Genomic DNA, 20,215 nt, shown 5'->3' on the forward strand with positions numbered 1-20,215 from the left:
TCCTGTCCGGACTTTGCCGAAACCCGCAGCTCTCTACGACAAGCCTGATGGACTGACCAATTCGCCGTCCTTGGTGACGATGGTCGATCCATACGGCTCGCGGGATGCGACGATCAGCGCGTCATCCGGCAAAGGCCGTGCAAGATCCTTGGCCTCCTCCCATGGCGCCCTCATCCAGACATCGGTCTCTTCTTTGGTCAGCAACAGCACAGGCATGGCCTTGCCATGAATGGGCTTGACCAGATTGTTCGGATCGGTGGTCAGGAACCCGTAGAGGTCGTCAGTCGTAAAGCCGTCCTTCACTTTGCGCACGGATGTCCATTGCGGCACATGGATACCGGCAAAGAACATCAGCGGCTTGCTGTCGTCGCGGGCGAACCAGGCGTTCGGCACATTGCCGCCTGCCTCCTGGCTCGCCGGGTCCGGCTCGGCAAAGCTGGTGACGGGAACAAGGCAGCGGTTCTCGACACCGAACCAGCGCTTCCAGTGTGGGAGCTTGAGATTGCGGACATTGGTGACGCCACGGTCGACCTGCTCGCGCACCAGCTGCTCGAAGTCGAACTCCTTGCCCTTGGCTCGCAGTTTCTCGGCCTTGGCCTGGGCTAGCTTCTCAAGGGCAAAGCGCGGGGAGGGAAGCCCCCAGCGCGCATGGACGAGCTGCTTGCCTCTGTCAGCGGTGTTGCGGACGATCGGTCCCATCTGGTCCGGGTTCATCTGGTAAGCCGGCATCAGGTTGATCAGGCTCTCGGCGTCCTGAGCCCACTTGTTCACCCAGTCCTTGTCTTCCATCCGGTACAAGTTGCACATCGGCGCTCCATCTCCCTTGAAGCTGGGAACATGGTAGCCGACGAAGCGCCGGAACGCCAACCGATGACTTTTTGGGCCGGCTTCGAAACTTTTTCGAAAGCGTCTTCCGTGCCGGCTCGAAGTCATGTCCATGATTCCCAATGCGAATCTTAAAGTCCCCTAAAATAGAGGGATAATATTCCTATTTCGGGTTGCTTGACTCGCGAATCGAGATGGAACATTTAGTGAACAAATACACTTGACCGACATGACGTCGATGCTAACGCGACCTTGCAGGGACCCGTGAATGATGACTGCTGCCCGTAACAGGGTGATCTCCGATCTGAAGGACCGCATTGCGTTACTGGAAGGCAACGCGGGCAAAAGGAGCGGCTGCCTCGCCTTCGGTGTGCCCGAAATCGATGCGGTGCTGCCGGGCGGTGGTTTGGCTTACGGCGCCGTACACGAGTTCGCCGGCGGTGGGGCAGGGGTCGTCGATGGTGCCGCCGCTGCGCTGTTTGCCGCCGGCATTGCCGCACGGACCAAGGGCAAGATCGTCTGGTGCCTGACACGGCCGGACCTGTTCTTTCCGGCGCTGGCCCAGGCGGGTCTTCATCCCGATCGTGTCGTCTTCGTCGAGGCCGACCGCGAGGAAGACGTTCTCGCGTCGATGGAAGAGGCGCTGGCCTTCGGCGGCCTTGGCGCCGTCGTCGGTGAGATCGTTCGGCTGCCAATGGTCGCTTCGCGCCGCCTGCAGCTCGCGGCGGAAAAGACCGGGACGATGGGGCTGGTGGTCCGGCGGTGGCGCCGGCAGGGGGAAGCCTCGGATTTCGGGCAGCCGACGGCCACGACGACGCGATGGCGGGTGAGCGTGCTGCCATCGGAAGAATTGCCGGTTCCAGGCGTCGGGCGGCCGCGATGGCTGCTGGAATTGATCAGAGTGAAGGCGGGTGAGTGCGCTGAGTTTATCGTGGGAGCGTGCGATGCCACGGGTCGTATCCATCTATCTGCCGGATCTGCCGATCGAGCGGATCAGGCGCATGGATCAAAAGGCAGAATTATCGCCTGACCGGCCGCTGGTGCTGATCGCGAGCAGCGGCTCCAGGCGCTGGATATCGGCGGCTGATGCCAAGGCCCGGCAAGCGGGCGTGCGCGTCGGCATGCCGGCGGCCAAGGCGCAAGCCATGGTGCATGGGCTGCAATTTGCCGATGCGGATCCTGCTGCCGACGCCGAGGCACTCCAGCGGATCGCGCTCTGGTCCCTCTCGCAATATTCCCCGATCGTCGCCGTCGACGGCACGGATGGCATCGTCATGGATACGGAAGGCGCCGATCACCTGCAAGGCGGCGAGCTGCCGATGCTGACCGGGATCGCCAATCGCTTCCGGGCGAGGGGGCTGACCGTCCATGCGGCGATCGCCGATACATGGGGTGCCGCGCATGCCTGCGCCCGTGCCACCGGCCGGGAGGTCGTCATCATTCCCGCTGGTGAGACCGGCCGTGCCGTCGAACACCTGCCGATCTCGCATCTGCGGCTATCGGCGGCGACTGTCACCAGCCTTCGCACGCTCGGCTTCAAAACCATCGGCGAACTGTCGGCGACGCCGCGCGCGCCACTGACGCTGCGTTTCGGACCGGAGATCGGCAGGCGCCTCGATCAGATGTTTGGCCGCGTCGCCGAGCCGATCGATCCCATCCGGGCGCCGGAATGGATCGAGGTCGTCAGGACCTTCGCCGAGCCCATTGGAGCCCCAGAGACGATCGACAAATATGTCGGACGCCTGATCGTCAAACTGATCGCGGAATTGCAGCGTAGAGGTCTCGGCGTCCGGCGCACCGACCTCATCGTCGAAAAGGTCGATGGCAGCAGGCAGGCGATCCGCGCCGGCACGGCGAAACCGGCCCGCGACATCGCCTGGCTGACCAAGCTCTTCCGGGACCGAAGGGAAACGATCGAGCCCGGCTTCGGCATCGAGAAGCTGACACTGGTGGCCGTCATGACCGAACCCCTTGCCGAGCAACAACGCGCGTCTCTGGTCGACGGGAAAGATCAGGACATCACGCCATTGATCGACACCTTCGGCAATCGGGGGCAGCGCGTCTATCGCATCGCGCCCGTCGCATCCGACGTACCCGAACGCAGCATCCGGCGGATCGCGGCGGCAGCCGAAGACGTCGCGGAGACCTGGGTGCATCACTGGCCGCGTCCCGTGCGGCTGCTGGCCCGGCCAGAGCCGATCGACGTCATCGCGCTGCTGCCGGATCATCCTCCCGTCTCCGTCATCTGGCACGGCAGACGCCGGCGGGTCAGACGCGCCGACGGGCCGGAACGCATCTTCGGGGAATGGTGGACCAGGAGCTCCGAATTCGATGCGGTGAGGGATTATTTCGTGATCGAGGACGAGTTCGGCGAGCGCCTGTGGATCTTTCGTTCCGGCGATGGCGTCGATCCTGCCACCGGCTCGCATCGCTGGTTCGTGCACGGGATCTTCGCATGAGCTACGCCGAACTGCAGGTCACCACCCATTTTTCCTTCCTGCGCGGGGCGTCATCGGCCGATGAGCTGTTCCGGACAGCCAAGGAACTTGGCATCAGCGCGCTCGGGATCGTCGACCGCAATTCGCTGGCCGGGATCGTCCGGGCGCTCGAAGCCTCGCGGGCAACGGGACTGCGGCTTGTCGTCGGCTGTCGCCTCGACCTGGCCGACGGCATGTCGATTCTCGTCTATCCCACCGATCGTGCCGCCTATTCTCGCCTGACCCGGCTTCTGACGCTCGGCAAGAGCCGCGGCGGCAAGGGCAACTGTATCCTGCATCTGGAAGATGTCGCGCTCTATGCCGAGGGCCTCATCGGTATTCTCGTGCCCGACCTTGCCCACGAGACCTGTGCCATCCAGCTCAGGAAGATGGCGGAGATTTTTGGCGATCGTGCCTATCTGTCGCTCTGCCTGAGACGACGGCCGAACGATCAGCTGCGGCTGCATGAACTGTCCCATCTCGCGGCTCGCTTCAAGGTGAAGACAGTCGTCACCAACGACGTCCTCTTCCATGAGCCGTCACGCCGGCAGCTGCAGGATATCGTCACCTGCATTCGCAACGTCTCCACGATCGATGATATCGGCTTCGAGCGGGAGAGGCACGCAGACCGTTTTCTCAAGCCGCCGGAGGAGATGGAGCGGCTATTCCCTCGTTATCCCGAAGCGCTCGCCCGCACGCTCGAGATTGTCGAGCGCTGCACGTTCTCGCTGGAGGAACTGACCTACCAATACCCCGAGGAGGCGATCGTTCCCGGCAAGAACGCTCAACAATCCCTCGAACATTATGTCTGTGAGTGCATTCCCAACCGCTATCCGGAAGGGCTGCCGCCATCGGTGCTGAAGGTGGTGAGGCATGAGCTCGACCTCATCCGCACCATGAACTACGCCCCCTATTTCCTGACAGTGTTTTCGATCGTGCGCTATGCCCGCAGCCAGGGCATTTTATGTCAGGGGCGGGGATCGGCGGCCAACTCCGCCGTCTGCTACATCCTCGGCATCACCTCCATCGATCCCGAGACCAACAATCTGCTCTTCGAACGCTTCGTTTCCCAGGAGCGCGACGAGCCGCCCGATATCGACGTCGATTTCGAGCACGAGCGGCGCGAGGAGGTGATCCAATGGATCTACAGGACCTATGGCCATGACAAGGCGGCGCTGTGCGCGACCGTCACGCGCTACCGCGCCAAGGGGGCGATCCGCGATGTCGGCAAGGCGCTTGGGCTGCCGGAGGACATGATCAAGGCGCTATCAGCGGGCATGTGGTCGTGGTCGGAGGAACTTGTGACCGAACGTGGCCTGCGTGAGCTCAACCTCAATCCGGACGATCGCAGGCTTGCCTTGACCTTGGAACTGGCACAGCAGCTGATGGGCGCGCCTCGCCATCTCGGCCAGCATCCGGGTGGTTTCGTGCTGACCCATGATCGGCTTGACGATCTTGTGCCGATCGAGCCCGCCACCATGGCCGATCGGCAGGTGATCGAATGGGACAAGGACGACGTCGAAGCGCTAAAGTTCATGAAGGTCGACGTGCTGGCGCTCGGCATGCTGACCTGCATGAGCAAGGCTTTTGCCTTGATCCGGGACCACAAGCATCTGGATCTCGATCTGGCTCAAATCCCCCAGGAGGATCCGGCGACCTATGCGATGATCCGCAAGGCCGATACGCTCGGCACCTTCCAGATCGAAAGCCGGGCGCAGATGTCGATGCTCCCCAGGATGAAGCCACGGACCTTCTACGATCTCGTCATCCAGGTGGCGATCGTCCGGCCCGGCCCGATCCAGGGAGATATGGTCCATCCGTACCTGCGCCGGCGCGAGGGCAAGGAAAAGGTCGAGTATCCCACACCGGAACTGGAGGCCGTTCTCGGCAAGACGCTTGGTGTGCCGCTCTTTCAGGAGAGCGCCATGAAGGTGGCGATGGTCTGCGCCGGCTTTACCGGCGGCGAGGCCGATCAGCTGCGCAAATCGATGGCGACCTTCAAGTTCACCGGCGGTGTCTCCAAGTTCAAGGACAAGCTCGTCTCCGGCATGGTCAGGAATGGCTATACGCCGGAATTCGCCGAAAAGACCTTCTCGCAGCTCGAAGGCTTTGGCTCATACGGCTTCCCGGAGAGCCATGCCGCCAGCTTCGCCCTCATCGCCTACGCCTCGGCTTATGTGAAACGCCATTATCCCGACGCCTTCTGCGCGGCCCTCCTGAACTCCCAGCCCATGGGCTTTTATGCGCCGGCCCAGATTGTTGGCGACGCCCGCAAGCATGGCGTCGAGGTCCGGCCGGTCTGCGTCAACAGCTCACGCTGGGACTGCACTCTGGAGCCGGTCGAGGGCAGCGATCGCCATGCGGTTCGCGTGGGGCTGCGCATGGTCCATGGTCTTGCTCAGGTCGATGCGGCCCGCATTATCGCAGCCCGCGCCGACCAAGCGTTTTCGAGCGTCGATGATCTCTGGCGGCGATCGGGCGTGCCGGCGGCGGCCCTGGTCGAGCTTGCCGAGGCGGATGCCTTTCTGCCGTCGCTCAAGCTCCAGCGCCGCGATGCGCTCTGGGCGATCAAGGCGCTGCGTGACGAGCCCTTGCCGCTGTTCGCCGCGGCGGCCGAGCGTGAGCAAAAGACGATCGCCGAACAGCAGGAGCCGGAGGTCAATCTTCGCCAGATGACGGAGGGCCATAATGTCATCCAGGACTATAGCCACACGGGGCTGACCCTTCGCAAGCATCCGCTCGCCTTCCTGCGTGAGGATCTGACCGCCCGCGACATCGTGACCTGCGAGGAGGCGATGTCCGCCCGTGACGGCCTCTGGCTGATGACGGCTGGCCTCGTGCTTGTGCGCCAGAAACCGGGTTCCGCCAAGGGCGTCATGTTCCTCACCGTCGAGGATGAGACCGGGCCGGCCAATGTCGTTGTCTGGCCCAGCCTCTTCGAGCGGCGCCGGCGCATCGTGCTCGGATCCTCGATGATGGCGATCAACGGCCGCATTCAGCGGGAAGGGGAGGTGGTCCATCTCGTCGCCCAGCAGCTGTTCGATCTGACATCCGATCTCTCCGGCCTTGCCGATCGCGATGAGGCCTTCCGGTTACCGAGCGGTCGCGGTGATGAGTTCGCGCATGGGGCGCCGGGAAGCCCGGATTCGCGGGAGAGGGCTGTCATGAAGGTGCGGGAGATTTATGAGCCGGATCGGCTTATTGAGAGGTTGAAGGTGAGGGTGAGGAATTTTCAATAAGCATGGGGGTGAGCTATATCGTGATCCTCGCGTCCCTATGTTGTTTTGATTTCCAGACCTCTACCTGGAAGCAAGCCACAATCGGCGTGCTTCTGATCTTCACGAATTGAGGAGTGAAGAACATCCGCTGGCACGGGCGGGCGAGCTTTTCGATGTGAGTTCCATTGAGAAAGGACCGGCTACGCCGGCCCTTTCGATCTCTTACCAGGTCTGACGGTCATACCAATCGTCGACGTCGGACTTAGCGCGGTCCTTCGCAAGGCCGTACCGCTCCTGGATCTTGCCTTCGAGCTGATCTCGCTTGCCGGCGATTTGATCAAGATCGTCGTCAGTAAGTTTACCCCACTGTTCCTTGATCTTGCCCTTAACCTGCTTCCAGTTGCCTTCGACGCGATTCCAATCCATGGCAATTTCTCCTTTTCGGCTTACCAAGGATCAATGCTCAAAGATGCAAATTGTTCAATTCTAAGCCACTGTCAGCGCGGCGCGCGATAATCTTCCGGCTTGATTTCGGATGTACCTGCATCGCCGTTGCGAACAGTCAGGCGACTTTCGCCGCAAGCATTTCGTTGATGCAATCTTCGTTGCGCGCTTCCAGCTGCTGCATCGGAAAGGCATTGATGAACATGCGGATCGTCTCGTCGAGATCGGCACCGGATTGCGACCAGCCCGGACCGCAATTGACCTGCTCGCCGGCGAGATCCTCGACTTGGAACAGGCCACAGGTTTCGCCAGCCTCGTCATCGACGGCAAGCTGAAATGTGCCGAAACCTCGGTGTTCGTCATTCCAGTAAACAGCCACCTGAAGATAACGGATGCCAGGCCGATTGCCGACCTCCGTCAGTAGCAAGCCATGAACCTCGTCTATCGCGAGCGGCTGCGGCTCATCCCAGCAAAGCTCCTCGTCCAAGGTCGGGTAGTCCATGACGTTTTCCAGCAGGTCGCGCATCCTGCCGAGATGGTGCAGCATGTCTGGCGACTTGCCACGGAAGCCGGGTCGGTCGTCCCTGAAGGTGTCAAAGGCATGCCGTCCCAAATGACCGACAAAATCATAAAGCGCCTGCGCGTCGTCCTGAGATATAGTGAGGACACCATCTCTGGGCCGTGGATCTCTCGAATATTCAAACATTGCTTCCTCCTTCGCTTTCGAAACTCGGAACCCAGCCGCGCGTAAAGCCGACACTTATTCCGGCTTCACTAAGTGCCAGCTGTCCTCGAACGAATTGCAGTTCGGCGAGCAGAGCGCCGATTGCCGCATGAGCATTGCCTTCAAAGAGGTCGAGCACGGAAGCGGCCTGATCGAATTGCGGTTTGTCTGTTTGAGCGGATGCGGCTGTCATAAGGCAATACGTCTCCTGCACCCCTAAAAACATAGGGGGTCAAACTGCTGATTTATAAATATGAAATTGCGCGGCCGGTTTTCGCTCTGGCAATTTGTTCCTATTATGTTCTCATTTTAGATGGAGTCAAGAGCACCTCCTGTTTGGCCGAAAGCCAACAGCCTGGTGGCGCGAACCCAAAAGCTTGCAGCGGAATATGACCGAAATTATTTCTATCCGCATACGGGATTGTCGATAGGCGGGAGGAGGAAAACGGCAATGACCGAGCGGTTTGTCAGCAAGTATGATGAGCCATTGACCTCGAATGATCTCGATATTTGCCAGCGGGCCTTGGACGAAATTTTGACGAGGCTGAAGGTTGGCAAGGACACGGAGGAGGCGCAACGAGCAGCGGCGGTCATCATAGAGCTCTACCGACAAGGCGTGCACAGAGATACGCAATTGGTGGAACTGGCGGCGGGGCCGGGAGGAGCAGGCAATCCGGATTGATTGCCACGCGGAAAGACTCGACTCGTGAAGCTTTCTCTGCTGCACTGTTTTCATGACGAAGTCCCCGCGTAAGTCATCAAAACCACTTCTCGCCACCTCGGAAATGCCGCTACGAAGCCGAGCACGCAAACCTCGTGATCCGGACCAACCGCAATTGGCGCTCGATCCCATGCCAGAGCGGATCGAGCCGGCGCTAGCACTTCTGAAATCCGACGTCCCGAAAGGGCCGCAATGGCTCTACGAGATAAAGTGGGATGGTTATCGTCTCGCCATTCACGTTGAACCAGGCCGCGTGCGAATTCTCACGCGTGGAGGGCACGATTGGACTGATCGCTTTCCGACGATCGCCAACGAGGCTGCGGACTTCGGTACAACGATGATTCTCGATGGAGAGGCTGTCGTCCTGGATGAGCAGGGGAGATCGAACTTTGGCGCTCTTCAGCGTGTCCTTGGTGGAAGAAGAGGGCACCGCCGGGCAAACGAGGCGATCTTCTATGCCTTCGATCTCCTGTATTTCGATGGACATGATCTTACGAAGCTGGATTTCACCGAGCGTCGGCAGATGCTGGATGGCCTTTTCCTCGATCACGCAGGCGTCATAAAGCTATCCGAAGAGGTGGAAGCCGACGGCGACGAGCTGTTGGCTGCCGCATGCGCGCACGGGCTCGAGGGTATCATCGCGAAGAACCGCGAGCTGCCCTATCGGTCCGGCCGCACCGGCGATTGGATCAAGGTGAAATGCGTCCAGAGCGACAGCTTTTTCATCGTCGGCTATGAGCCTTCCGCTGTTGCACACGGCGGGATCCGCAATTTGCTTCTCGCCGCTTATCGAGGTCACGATCTAATCTACGTCGGCAACGTTGGAACAGGCTTCAATGAGCGCGATGCGACCAGGCTCCGCAGAGATCTGGATAAGCTTAAGACCTCGCGGGCGCCGATTGCCTTGAAACAGCGCGGCGTCGTTTGGGTTCAGCCAACGCTCATCGCCGAGATCGAATATCGTGCCTGGACCGACGACGGCAAGCTACGCCATGCTTCCTACAAGGGTCTTCGGGAGCGGCAGGACAATGCCGACGTCTATCGTCTACCGCAATGAGGCTCAGAACTATTCTCGGAGCGCGACCCGTATCGAGGTGATCACGTTACCGACATCGTGTGGTTGATCGCGGGTTGGTGAACACCTCGATCTCCTCCCTGGCCGGCGCGAAGTCAGTCCTCATACTCTGAGAGGGCAAAAGCTCCCCGTTGAACGTGCAACCCGAAACGACGCCGGGAGTGGCTGTAGTGGCCCAGAAACAACATTTTATCCGGCTGGCAATGAATCCAGGATCGGATCAGTTTTGAAAATCTCTGGTCCAAAACAGAGGCGGCCGTCAAAAGGCCGGATGTCCCGTAGATCCAGACCGTCGAGTGCAAACGAAACGTGGGGTGTGTAGTCTCGATAAAACCACGTCATCCCCGCCCGTAGAAACTCAGCGTGGCGGCGCGAAAGCTTGACGGAACCAAAGGCCAGCACGACGATACCTCCAAAGTTCAGGACAGCTCTTCGTTGGCTCGCGCGGATTGTCAAATCGTGCGCGGCGGGAACCAACTGCTGCCCGACGTTCGTGTCGTGGAATTTGCCGACCGTGACATGTAACGCGGTCGCCGGCACGATCTCCTGGAAGCCTTCGGTGATCGCCCATTCAATTAAGTCGTTTCGATTAAGAAGTTCCCTGATGACGAACATGCGCTTCCTTCGCAGGAGTTTCAGGAGGGCGCTATAGCCCGCTTTTGGATGGGATGAGATCGGCCTGGTCGCTTCCACGCCAATCGCCCTTTGGCACTTGGCTGAAGTTTCTGGAAAGTCGCTCGACTGGGGCAATGCCTATCCCGGAGGAGAGCAAACGCCTACCCGCAATATTTTCCGCACTTTTCGTGAGAGCTCATCAAGGGTCGCCATGACGCGGGTCACCTGTGACAGCGTGGAAGTTCGATCTGGAGCATATCTGCTAACGTGATACTCATTGCTTGAAGAGAGCGCCGCCAGATGCGCCATCGTACGCTTACGCAGCACGAGGCCAGCTTCGGACGCTATCCGGGACCGTTGGGAGAGGTCGGGCCGAAAGCTGCGGATCGTCGCTGGATCCACGCCCTTTGCAAGCAGGAATGCATTCAAATAGAGCTCTATCGCATGGAGCGCCAGAAGACGCAGTGGAAGGTGGCTGGGCTTGGACGAGCCCTTGCCGAGCCTGTTGGCTGCATCCTGGTACTGCGTCGCCAAGTTTAGAATATCTCGCACACTCGCCGGACTGCCAGCATACCGGGGTCCATTGCATGATTTCGGGCGGCATTTGTCGAGAATTCGGATAAGGTCGGTCAGCATTGTTCGCAGCTCGGGCCAAGGTGCATCTTCGAGCTTCAGACTGGGATCGTGCATGACGATGAGGCAATGAAGTTTTGCGGTGACTTCGATCAGCGAGGAGGGTCGTGTGATCCACATGACACGTGCCGATATTCCAGCCCGTTCCGCGAGTTCTTGTTCTCGGGCGAAGATCGCGCTGTATCCCAAACGCCGATCCGCTTCTTTCCATCGTTTCCGGCGCTGACGAAGCTCGGCTCGCGCCTGAGACAGCTGTTTGGCATTTAACTGAGAGGCTATTCGATTGATGTCGGCAAAAGAGTGAACCTCGACGACGCCTTCCTTTCCGATATTCGGGAGCGACACGACAGGAAAGCCGCCGGCCTCTTCGTGCAATTCTTTTTCCAACTTTTCCCTAAGTCGGGTGGCCCTCACGCGCTGCTGGTGGCATGCATACCAGCGAGGCCACATTTCTCTGACGGGCGTAGGACCACTCTCCCTTCGCTGCGAAGTTTCCGCGATCAGTGCGCTTAGCTGGTGCGCGGCGACCGGAAGCAGATTTCGGCGATCGATGGTTGGAGGCAGGCCGTCGCATGTCCCGTGCTCACGTTTTTCTTTTCCACGCGAAATTGCAGGCAAAGTTCTGCTATTCTCAGAATCAGCCATGATCCGAGCTCCCTGAAGCTTGAATTGTGGTCAGGCCATGTAGGTTGTCGCAAGCAACCTGCATGGCCGTTTAAAACCTTCGCGGATAGTTTGAATCATACAAAGATTATGTCAAGGTTATAATGTTGACTGCCGATCAAATTCGAATGGCGCGGGCTGCTCTGAAGTGGGGCGTTCGCGATTTGGCAAGCCGGGCCAACATTACGGCGGCCACTGTAACCCGGATCGAGGCCGGTCGCCCAGGGTACGCCGCTACGTTGGAGGCCATTCGAAAAGCCTTCGAGGCAGCTGGCATCGAGTTTATTCCCGAGAATGGTGGCGGCGTCGGTGTGCGCTTTTCCAAACCAAGAGATTGAACTGGCGCGGGTGGTGTCGGTAGCGTTGCCTTGGGCAAATCGGAAGCTTTGCACAAATATATGCTGCTTGAATGAGCGGGTCGCCGGTTCGTAACCCATCAAGAGCAAATGAAACAGATCAGGCGTTCGAGCGGAGTCTGTGCCGGATGATCTTTGCGGTCCAGCTGCGCAACATGGCTAAGCTACTAGTAATCGCGCCTATTTCGCTATGCCTGCGCCGGCGACTGAGCGACCGACTGCGCGTTTAGCCATCTCCAATCTGGGACTCGGCTCAAAGTCAGGGAATCCGGACTTTAGCCTATCGCAATGCGTAGCAAATCGCCCACAACCAGGCGGAGGCGGGCCAGCAGGACAATATCACACCGAAATTAGCGCAAAAAAGCTTTGCCAGCCGTTGCATTACGACCGTAATGTGATATTACGGTCGTAATGCAACGGCTGTTTCCATAATGGATCCTGCGTGGCGCACCAGATATTTGCGAGAGACTCATGACCCAGACAGTAGTTCAGAAGGCAGTCGTTACAGGAGCTTCTACAGGGATAGGCGCGGTCTATGCCCGGAAGCTGGCAGAGCGTGGTTATGACGTGATCGCGGTTGCTCGCAACGCTGAGCGGCTTGAGGCGAATGCGAGCCGGATTAGACGCGAAACTGGCCAGGCAGTGGAGGTCGTTATCGCCGATCTTTCGCAGTCTCACGAAGTCATGAAGCTCGCCGACCGTATTATGGATGATCGGGCGATTGCCTTTGTCGTCAACAACGCAGGCTTAAGTCTTCAGGGCGGAGTTTTGCAAAATGACCTTGACGAGGCGGCGGCGATGATCGCTGTCAACATTACCGCAGCGACACTCCTTTCCGTCGCAGCCGCCAAAGCCTTTAGCCAGCGGGGCAGGGGCGGCGTTGTCAACATCAGCTCGGTTACAGCTTTTGCTCCCGAGATGTTCGATGGCGCCTATAGTGGCACCAAAAGTCACCTCATCAACCTAACTCTGTCGCTGGCGGGCAAAACCAAGGACGCCGGCGTTCGATTTCAGGCGGTATTGCCTGGGCCGACTGACACCGAGATGTGGGGACGCAGTGGGGTTCCAGAAAGCGTCGTCCCGCGCTCGATGATCATGAGCCCTGAAGATCTTGTGACCGCGGCTCTCGTCGGTTTCGACAAGGGCGAAGTCCTCACGCTGCCGACAGTCGCTGATGAAGAGAGCTGGAAAGCCTACGAGAATGCTCGTCAGGGCCTTTGGGGTTCGCTTGCCGCCGGCCAACCCGCACCTCGCTATCGCCAGACCACTGCGACAGCTTAGGTCTTGGCGCTTCTTGCTGGTGAGGAAGAGGCTTCGCTCGTCTTCAGTATCCGCATAGGCGCCGATCGAGGCACCGGTCAGCAGTTCGCATAGTTATCTAGCGCCTGACACACGGTCGGGCGTCCCCACCAGTTTCAGTTCAAAAAATAGCCCGCTCGAGTCCGCCCTTAGCGATGGCCCAATCGTGAGCTGAGAGCGCGTTCAAGGAGAATTCAAATGGATCAAGGCGCGAGTTCGAGGCAAAGTGCCGCGGAGGGTATGGGAGCTGCGAACGCAAAGGCCGGATCGTCAGCAATCAGTCAAAATGCAGCCAAGCTCCGGGCACGCGAGGCCATGCTGCATGGCCCAATCTTCAAGACGATGATGCGCCTTGCGCTCCCAACGATCGTCGTGCTGATCGCCCAGACTCTCGTGAACGTTGCGGAAACCTTCTACGTCTCGCGCCTTGGAACGGATGCCCTCATCGGCGTGGCATTGGTGTTCCCTGTCTGGATGCTGATGACAATGATGGCCGCCGGCGGGATCGGTGGGGGCGTCGCCTCAGCCGTTGCGCGCGCCGCAGGTGCCGGCCGGCATGAGGATGCGAATGCGCTTGTTCTACATACACTGGTGATCGCTGTTGTCTTTGGATTGTTGTTCTCGGTCCTCACCATTGGCTTAGGCAGTAAGCTCTATCTTGCCTTGGGAGGAACGGGCGCGGCCCTGCATTCAGCGCTCGTTTACTCGGGCTTTATCTTCCTGGCTGCTGTGCCGATCTGGATCGTCAATCTCCTGTCCGCGGCACTTCGCGGTATCGGCAACGTGCGGGTGCCTGCATTGGTGACCTTCGTCGGCGCAGCTGTCCTCGTCCCACTTTCCCCGGCGCTCATCTTCGGTATCGGACCGTTTGAAGGGTTCGGCGTCGCCGGAGCCGGCATCGCCGTAACACTATTCTACTGCGGGGCGGCTGTCGTGATGCTGCGCTACATGGCCAGTGGCAAGTCAGGACTACGACTGGCGCGCGACAGACTGCGCTGGTCCATGTTTCGGGACATCCTCAAAGTCGGTTTGCTTGCCGCTCTCAACACCATTCAGTTGAACCTGATGGTTCTGCTGGTTACCGCAGCTGTGGGCCGCTTCGGCGTCGATGCGATCGGAGGGTATGGGACGGCTTCCCGGCTGGACTACGTGCTCATCCCGATCCTGTTCGGCCTCGGCACAGCGATCCTCACTATGATCGGCACGAATGTCGGGGCCGGCCACATCGCAAGGGCAAAGAAGATCGCCTGGTTCGGATCCGCCGTCAGTCTGGCATTCACGGAGATCGTCGGCCTTATCGTGGCGTTCGTTCCCTGGCTCTGGATCGGGATGTTCTCGCACGATGCCGCCGTGCTGGAAACAGGCTCGTTGTACTTCAGGATTGTTGCACCGTTTTACGCGGCCAATGGGATCATCTTTGCACTCGGCTTTGCCGCACAAGGCGCCGGTCGCATGGGCTGGGTCTTCATAGCGGGTGCAGTTCGACTTGTTATCGCGGCTGGGGGTGGGTGGCTCGCCGTCGTGGTCTTCGGCGCTTCTGAGGCAAGCCTATTCGCGATCATCGCACTCGCCTTAACGGCCGCGGCGGTCATTTGCGCGGCTGCCGCTCTTACGGGCGCCATGTGGCCTTCAGACGGAGAGACAGCCGGCATGGCTGCGAAGTCATCATGACCGACGACCTGTCCGGCCCCAGGTTCCATCCATTCCAAGCATTCAAGGACATTACATGACACAGGCATCCCCCGCCACATGGCGCATTGGTGAAGCGACCGTGACCCGGATCGAGGAACTCTTAGGTCCCGCTTTCCGACCCAACGAATTGCTGGCGAGCTTCGATCAAGCCGTACTCGACGAACATCTTGAGTGGATGGCGCCAAGTTTCTACGCGCCGGCGACTGATCAATTCATCATGTCGGTCCATTCCTGGCTGATCCAGACGCCGCATCACAATATTCTCGTGGACACCTGCTGCGGGAACGCCAAGCAGCGACCTGGATCGCCGCACTTTCATCAGCTCGCGACACCTTACCTCGACCGCTTGAGATGCGCCGGCGTGGAGCCCGAGGATATCGACTATGTCCTTTGCACCCATCTGCATGTCGACCACGTTGGCTGGAACACGCGCCTGCTCGACGGCCGCTGGGTACCGACCTTCCCGAATGCGAAATACATCTTCTCCAGGGAAGAACTAGACTTCTGGGACCCCGCGAACAACCCGCATTTGCCCAAGGAGCCACGCGATGTCTTCGCGGACTCTGTCCTACCGATAATCGCTGCAAAGCAGCACCAGCTCGTCAGCATGACCGACCAGCTTGGCGACAATCTTCTGATCGAGCCGGCGCCCGGACACTCACCCGGTCAGGTCCTGCTTCGGTTGCGAGGCGGCACTGATGAAGCTCTGTTCGTCGGCGACGTCATGCATAACCCGATCCAGGTCTATCAGCCAACCTGGAATAGCCGGGTCTGCCTGGACCCGGAGCTCGCAGTGAAGACGCGCCTGCGGGTGCTGAACCAGGCCGCAGAACACAACAGCCTCTTGTTCCCGGCCCATTTCGGGGTTCCGCACGCCGGCCGTATCCGCACCCGAGGGGACGGATTTGCGTTTGCGCCGGAAGAGGCGCGTCGGTCAGCCCATTCGTGAAAGCCGAGCCTGCGATTATGAGCCCAACCAGCTTGCGCACGCGCGCCGGATCCACACGGTGCAGAAGACAATTGCATGTCGCCGGACCTCACCGACGGCATGGAAGCAGTGTTCAGCAAGGGGCTGGAAAAGGTCGTTCTGCCCGGGGTCGGGCATTTCCTGCATTTGGAGCAGCCGGAGGAAGTGGCGAAGCGAATAATAGAATTCCTGAAGTCATGACGGGTCGAAGCGAGTGCCTTCAAGGCCTCGATCCAATTAACCACCACCGTCAAGTAGCCGTCGAAACACGGCTCCACGAATGGTCACAACTTGCGAGGAAAAATGTCCCCCACCGATAACCTGACACATTCATCTAATTCCACGCCATCGGAGGCTGCGGACCTTGCCACCCTCGGGCCCACCTCCGCCGCTCGGGCAATCCGGAGCGGCGACGTAAGTTCCGAGGCCTATGCCACCGCCCTACTGGAACGAGCCCGAGCGGAGGCGGACCTGAATGCGTTCATCAGTATTGATGAAGGTGAAGTCCTGTCTGCCGCCCGTGCAGCGGACAAGGCGAGAGTGGCTGGGGCGTCGGCTCCGCTCCTGGGAGTTCCACTTGGCGTTAAGGACAGCTATCTGACAAAAGGCCTGCCGACGAGCCTCGGCCTCGAACCCCTTGCCAATTTCACCCCGCAGGAAGACGCGGACGCCGTACGCGCCATCAAGGAAGCCGGCGCTTTGGTATTCGGTAAGAATAACCTCGTGGAGGTGTCTTTCGGTCTTACTGGCCATAACGCCGCCTTTGGCCAGGTGAAGAACCCCGTCTCGCGTGATCGGGTCTCGGGTGGTTCGTCCAGCGGCTCAGCGGCGGCCGTTGCCGCCGGCATTGTGCCCGCGTCCTTAGGCGGCGACACTATTGGATCGATCCGCGTTCCAGCGTCGCTATGTGGTGTGGTCGGTTTCAAACCGACGACGGGTCGATGGCCGCGCGGCGGCGTCGCGCCGATCTCGCATACGCTTGATACGACGGGTGTGATCGCACGCAGCGTGGCGGACTGCGCACTCGTAGACCAGGTCGTCACCGGCGGTTCAGTTCCGGATCTTTCGACTTTAGTCAGCGGCCTCAAAGGCGTTCGGCTGGTCTACGCGCCTCGGCAGTTTCTCGATCTGGTTGATCAGGACGTTGAGACGCGCTTCCACGAAGTGGTGAAGCAACTGCGGGGCGCTGGCGCCGAGGTTATCGAAGTGGACCTCGGCGACGATTTCAGCAGTCTGGCCAGTTCCGCAACCTGGAGCATTATGTTCCATGAGACGATGAGCGCACTTTCCGAGTTTCTGCGACAACACAATGTTCCGCTGAGCTTTGAGGGAGTTGTCGACAGCCTTAAGCCCGAATTGCAAGGCGCATGGCGCTACATGATCCTCCCGGACGGCGGCGGTGCGACCTCGCCCGAAACCTATCAGGACGCACTCACTGTCAGAAGGCCTGAAGTTCAACGGCGTCTTAATGCGGCCCTTTCCGAACACGGAGCACAGGCGATTTTGCAACCGACCACGCCTTCCACGGCGCCGCTGATCGAGCAGCAGGCGAAGTTCCTGATTGGAGAAAGGGAGGTCAACGATCTGGTTCTGGCAAACCATACGTTGGTGGCAAGCCTGCTAGGCCTGCCTGGCATCAGCATTCCGGCGGGCACCTCGCGCGGTGGCCTGCCGATCGGCATTGAGCTGGACGCTCCAGCTAATGGCGATCGACATCTTCTGGGTCTCGCACACCGCATCGAAGGTGTGTTAGCTGGCAGCGCGATCGATTGAGCGAGGAAGGAAAGATGCGGTTCGAGAAGGGGCATAAGGCGGAGACACGGCGGCACATCCTCGCAGTCGCGTCGAAGCAGTTTCGCAAGGATGGAATAGAGGCAGCGGGCATCGCCGGGATCATGAAGGAGGCCGGATTGACCAATGGCGCCTTCTATCCCCATTTCAAGTCGAAGGAGGAGCTTGTTCGCGAGGCGGTATCGTCTGCGGTAGGCGAGCAGCAGGAGCGGGTTGAAGAGAGCGTGCGATCCGGGGGCGACCTCGAGGGCGTGCTTCGGACCTATCTCAGCATGGGTCACCTCAACAGTCCCGCGTGTGGGTGTCCGTCAGCCTCTCTTTTGCCGGAAATTTCGCGCCAGCCTCCATCGACCAGGCAGACATACGAAGACGGGATCAACCGTTACCTCTCAGTGTTGGCGCCGCTCATTCCGATTTCCGATGCTGCTGTCGCGCATCAACGAGCAACGGCGATATTTGCGCTCATGGTTGGGACGCTTCAATACGCACGAGCCGTGGCAGATCCTGTTGCCGCTGAAGCAATTTTGGAGAGTGGTGTCCAGGCGGCGCTGCTGCTTGCGAGGGGGTCATAAAGTCCCGTCGTATGCATCAATTTAATGGCCCATTGGCAAAAGACTGTTTCGCGGGTTCGAATCCTATCAAGAGCCAGAACCGAATTGAGGGAGCGGAAACTCTTTTGGCGCTCGGCCGAACGCGATCTTTCCAGCTTCATGGTCAAGGCTTCCGCGCGAATTCGCGGAAGTGCGCTCTCAGGTGAATGTGCAATCAAGGTTATGGCCGCTCAAGACTTCCGCTGTGGTGCAATACCTGCAACTCTTGCCCCGTAGGGGGCGGCACCGTCGCCGCTGCCTTTGACTTACTCTCCCAGGTTCAATTTCTTTTGGACAAAGTCGCCTGTCGCAGGGCTTCTCATGCTGCTCCCAAGCATCAGATCTGGGAAGCAGGGATTCCGGCCCGCAGCGGTGCCAGGATGTGTTGCTCGACCAGTTCGGGTGTCCACTGGACGTACTCGACCAGGCAGCCGTCCGCATGCTTCATGTACATCATCCGTCCAGGCGGGATGTCTTTGATGTCGCGCATCACAGATGCACCGTTCGCGAGGAGCTTGCGCTTGGCATCGTCAATGTCCTCAACGATCCAGGGACCCAGGCTGCCGCGGATCGGCTCCAGCGCCTCGTCCGTTCCGCCAATCACCAGCACGTCGCCAATCCCGACGAGCGTCAAGGGTGCATAATTGAGCCATAGATGCGGCTCCGTCCCGTGGACTGCTTTAAGTGTTGCCACGGTGGGCTGGAGGTCCGTCGTGAAGATGCGCGTGTAGGTCTTGAGGATCATGGAGATGCCTTTATGCTGGTGGTGAAGGTCAAGCGGCCGCTCGCTCGCGATTGGAACACTCAGCGTCCGCTTTGCGGAGGAGATGCTGGCGCCATCGGTCTCCTCCGCAGATCGGTCCTCCGGTTTAGCGAAGGAACCTCTCCGAGACCGCCAACATGGTAACGGCGTGACCGGCCCGGGCAAGGAGCTCCTCGAAGGCGGCCCGATCGGCGTCCACCCCGTCCTGAAACGCTGTCAGGGTAGGCCACCACAACTGACGCGCGCCTAGGAAGGGTGGCTCGTCGCCGTGCACCTCGGCGCTCGGTCGGTTCACCGCGTGACGCAGCGCTCCGATCCGCAAGCCGAGTTCGGCATCGTCCGAGCCCACCCAGTCGAGATTGCCATCACGATGCACGAACTGCAGGAGATGGATGCTTGTCGGCCGCTCCAGCACGTCCCATTGACGATCGACCCCGGCTCTGGCGCCAATGGGGGGCCGCGAGACGATGACCTCCTCCTCGGTGATGAAGAAGATGACCCTCGGCAGGTCCTGGAACAATGGTTCGTCGGGGCGAATATTGTCGACGAACAAGGGTTCGTCGACCAGTGCGGCGGCGGCCTTCGGGTAGTCGAACGAGGGCATGGCGACGCCGTCGTACTCGTCCTGCCCTGGGCCGAGGCGGTCGGTGTCGAACTGGTGCGCCTGGACGTAGGTGAGCATTCCCGGGATCTGACGGCCCAGGGTGCCGTGCGGGTGGCGCCAGTGGTCATGGAAGCGCTGGCGGTCGATGTCGGGGCGGCGGGGGATGAGAGAGAAGAAGCGGATCAAGGAAGTTCCTGACTTGGTTTAGTGTTGGCTTGGTTCACTTGTTATCGATGCGAATGTCACGTCTGATGGAGTCGTAGGAGAGCCTTTCTCGTTGACTTGCGAGATAGGTATACATCTGCTACTTAGTTGCAAGAACGCACTTACAGTCGCCTAGGTATCGTCGAGGAAACCCATCATGCCAATCTGCCAGCATTTCGATGAAAGCTGTCCCAGCCGTTCGCTGTTCGACAACATCGCCGACAAGTGGTCGATGATGGTGATCAGTGTGCTGGATGCGGGACCCATGCGCTTCAACGCAATCAAGCGGCACATTGGGGGCGTAACCCAGAAGGCGCTGACACAATGCCTGCGCCGGCTGGAACGCAACGGTCTCATCTCTCGCCGTGTCATCATGGGCTCGCCGATAGGGGTCGAATATGCCATCACGCCGCTCGGCCGTTCACTGCTCGGTCCTTTTCAGGCGCTCCATGAATGGACAATTGAGCATGTGGATGACGTGGAACAGGCGCGCCAGGCGTTCGACAGCCGCGACGCCGCGTGACCTGACGTGATCGATGTTTCCGATCGGAAGA

Annotated in this window: 21 protein-coding genes; 13 read left to right on the forward strand and 8 right to left on the reverse strand. The window is 59.8% G+C overall.

The features are described from left to right. Positions 1–33: 33 nt before the first annotated feature. Entirely contained in the window at positions 34–807 is a 774-nt protein-coding gene (locus GDN47_RS30650) for an SOS response-associated peptidase (RefSeq protein WP_152094908.1), read from the reverse strand. Positions 808–1,096: 289 nt separating this feature from the next. Between GDN47_RS30650 and GDN47_RS30655 the strand changes: the two genes are divergently transcribed. Genes GDN47_RS30655 through GDN47_RS30665 form a run of 3 tightly spaced genes read left to right on the forward strand, consistent with a single transcriptional unit; the run spans position 1,097 to position 6,541 of the window. After that, complete coding sequence (locus GDN47_RS30655; RefSeq protein WP_152094940.1) at positions 1,097–1,855, forward strand: ImuA family protein; 759 nt, start codon at positions 1,097–1,099, stop codon at positions 1,853–1,855. Then, a complete protein-coding gene (locus GDN47_RS30660) occupies positions 1,770–3,284 on the forward strand; it encodes a Y-family DNA polymerase (protein WP_152094909.1) in 1,515 nt (504 codons plus the stop codon). The genes GDN47_RS30655 and GDN47_RS30660 overlap by 86 nt, the downstream gene beginning before the upstream one ends. Further along, positions 3,281–6,541, forward strand: a complete 3,261-nt coding sequence (locus tag GDN47_RS30665) for an error-prone DNA polymerase (protein WP_152094910.1) — start codon at positions 3,281–3,283, stop codon at positions 6,539–6,541. The genes GDN47_RS30660 and GDN47_RS30665 overlap by 4 nt, the downstream gene beginning before the upstream one ends. A gap of 201 nt (positions 6,542–6,742) precedes the next feature. Here GDN47_RS30665 and GDN47_RS30670 read toward each other — a convergent pair whose 3' ends face one another. From GDN47_RS30670 to GDN47_RS30680, 3 genes are all read right to left on the reverse strand, one after another. Beyond that, on the reverse strand, positions 6,743–6,946 hold the full coding sequence (locus GDN47_RS30670) for a CsbD family protein (RefSeq protein WP_152094911.1): 204 nt from the start codon (positions 6,944–6,946) through the stop codon (positions 6,743–6,745). A gap of 136 nt (positions 6,947–7,082) precedes the next feature. Next, positions 7,083–7,670 (reverse strand): hypothetical protein, encoded by a 588-nt coding sequence (locus tag GDN47_RS30675; protein ID WP_152094912.1) that lies wholly within the window; start codon positions 7,668–7,670, stop codon positions 7,083–7,085. Further along, a complete protein-coding gene (locus GDN47_RS30680) occupies positions 7,663–7,881 on the reverse strand; it encodes a hypothetical protein (protein ID WP_152094913.1) in 219 nt (72 codons plus the stop codon). The genes GDN47_RS30675 and GDN47_RS30680 overlap by 8 nt, the downstream gene beginning before the upstream one ends. Before the next feature lie 258 nt (positions 7,882–8,139). Here GDN47_RS30680 and GDN47_RS30685 point away from each other — a divergent pair, with 258 nt between their 5' ends. Continuing rightward, a complete protein-coding gene (locus GDN47_RS30685; RefSeq protein ID WP_152094914.1) occupies positions 8,140–8,370 on the forward strand; it encodes a hypothetical protein in 231 nt (76 codons plus the stop codon). A 52-nt stretch (positions 8,371–8,422) separates the two neighbouring features. Next, positions 8,423–9,466, forward strand: a complete 1,044-nt coding sequence (gene ligD / locus GDN47_RS30690) for a non-homologous end-joining DNA ligase (protein ID WP_152094915.1) — start codon at positions 8,423–8,425, stop codon at positions 9,464–9,466. A gap of 207 nt (positions 9,467–9,673) precedes the next feature. Here the strand turns inward: ligD and GDN47_RS30695 are convergent, their stop codons facing one another. Both GDN47_RS30695 and GDN47_RS32515 read right to left on the reverse strand, forming a co-directional pair. Then, positions 9,674–10,177, reverse strand: a complete 504-nt coding sequence (locus tag GDN47_RS30695; RefSeq protein WP_152094916.1) for a phage prohead protein — start codon at positions 10,175–10,177, stop codon at positions 9,674–9,676. Between the two features lie 60 nt (positions 10,178–10,237). Then, a complete protein-coding gene (locus tag GDN47_RS32515) occupies positions 10,238–11,377 on the reverse strand; it encodes a hypothetical protein (protein WP_233790205.1) in 1,140 nt (379 codons plus the stop codon). A gap of 122 nt (positions 11,378–11,499) precedes the next feature. Here GDN47_RS32515 and GDN47_RS30705 point away from each other — a divergent pair, with 122 nt between their 5' ends. The 7 genes from GDN47_RS30705 to GDN47_RS30730 all read left to right on the forward strand — a co-directional run bounded on the left by GDN47_RS30705 (position 11,500) and on the right by GDN47_RS30730 (position 18,072). Beyond that, positions 11,500–11,733 (forward strand): helix-turn-helix domain-containing protein, encoded by a 234-nt coding sequence (locus GDN47_RS30705; protein WP_267904854.1) that lies wholly within the window; start codon positions 11,500–11,502, stop codon positions 11,731–11,733. Between the two features lie 489 nt (positions 11,734–12,222). Then, positions 12,223–13,032, forward strand: coding sequence for an SDR family NAD(P)-dependent oxidoreductase (locus GDN47_RS30710; RefSeq protein ID WP_152094917.1), 810 nt, complete (start codon positions 12,223–12,225; stop codon positions 13,030–13,032). A gap of 258 nt (positions 13,033–13,290) precedes the next feature. Further along, the gene (locus GDN47_RS30715) at positions 13,291–14,721 is read left to right on the forward strand and encodes an MATE family efflux transporter (protein WP_152094918.1); all 1,431 of its coding nucleotides are present in this window, start codon (positions 13,291–13,293) and stop codon (positions 14,719–14,721) included. 55 nt (positions 14,722–14,776) lie between these two features. Beyond that, positions 14,777–15,691: an MBL fold metallo-hydrolase gene (locus tag GDN47_RS30720; protein ID WP_152094919.1), complete on the forward strand. Its 915-nt coding sequence runs from the start codon at positions 14,777–14,779 to the stop codon at positions 15,689–15,691. A 75-nt stretch (positions 15,692–15,766) separates the two neighbouring features. Next, on the forward strand, positions 15,767–15,910 hold the full coding sequence (locus tag GDN47_RS32195) for an alpha/beta fold hydrolase (RefSeq protein ID WP_173002609.1): 144 nt from the start codon (positions 15,767–15,769) through the stop codon (positions 15,908–15,910). Between the two features lie 102 nt (positions 15,911–16,012). Next, a complete protein-coding gene (locus GDN47_RS30725) occupies positions 16,013–17,482 on the forward strand; it encodes an amidase family protein (RefSeq protein WP_152094920.1) in 1,470 nt (489 codons plus the stop codon). Between the two features lie 14 nt (positions 17,483–17,496). Next, on the forward strand, positions 17,497–18,072 hold the full coding sequence (locus tag GDN47_RS30730) for a TetR/AcrR family transcriptional regulator (RefSeq protein ID WP_152094921.1): 576 nt from the start codon (positions 17,497–17,499) through the stop codon (positions 18,070–18,072). 355 nt (positions 18,073–18,427) lie between these two features. On the opposite strand, the gene GDN47_RS30735 is transcribed toward GDN47_RS30730, so the two are convergent. Then, complete coding sequence (locus tag GDN47_RS30735; protein WP_152094922.1) at positions 18,428–18,835, reverse strand: VOC family protein; 408 nt, start codon at positions 18,833–18,835, stop codon at positions 18,428–18,430. A 124-nt stretch (positions 18,836–18,959) separates the two neighbouring features. Beyond that, on the reverse strand, positions 18,960–19,643 hold the full coding sequence (locus GDN47_RS30740) for an EthD domain-containing protein (RefSeq protein ID WP_152094923.1): 684 nt from the start codon (positions 19,641–19,643) through the stop codon (positions 18,960–18,962). 175 nt (positions 19,644–19,818) lie between these two features. Between GDN47_RS30740 and GDN47_RS30745 the strand changes: the two genes are divergently transcribed. Continuing rightward, a complete protein-coding gene (locus tag GDN47_RS30745; RefSeq protein WP_152094924.1) occupies positions 19,819–20,184 on the forward strand; it encodes a winged helix-turn-helix transcriptional regulator in 366 nt (121 codons plus the stop codon). The last annotated feature ends 31 nt before the right edge of the window (positions 20,185–20,215 follow it).

Origin of the sequence: Martinezella dioscoreae (assembly GCF_009176305.1) — a bacterium.
In the GTDB taxonomy this organism is placed as follows: domain Bacteria; phylum Pseudomonadota; class Alphaproteobacteria; order Rhizobiales; family Rhizobiaceae; genus Rhizobium; species Rhizobium dioscoreae.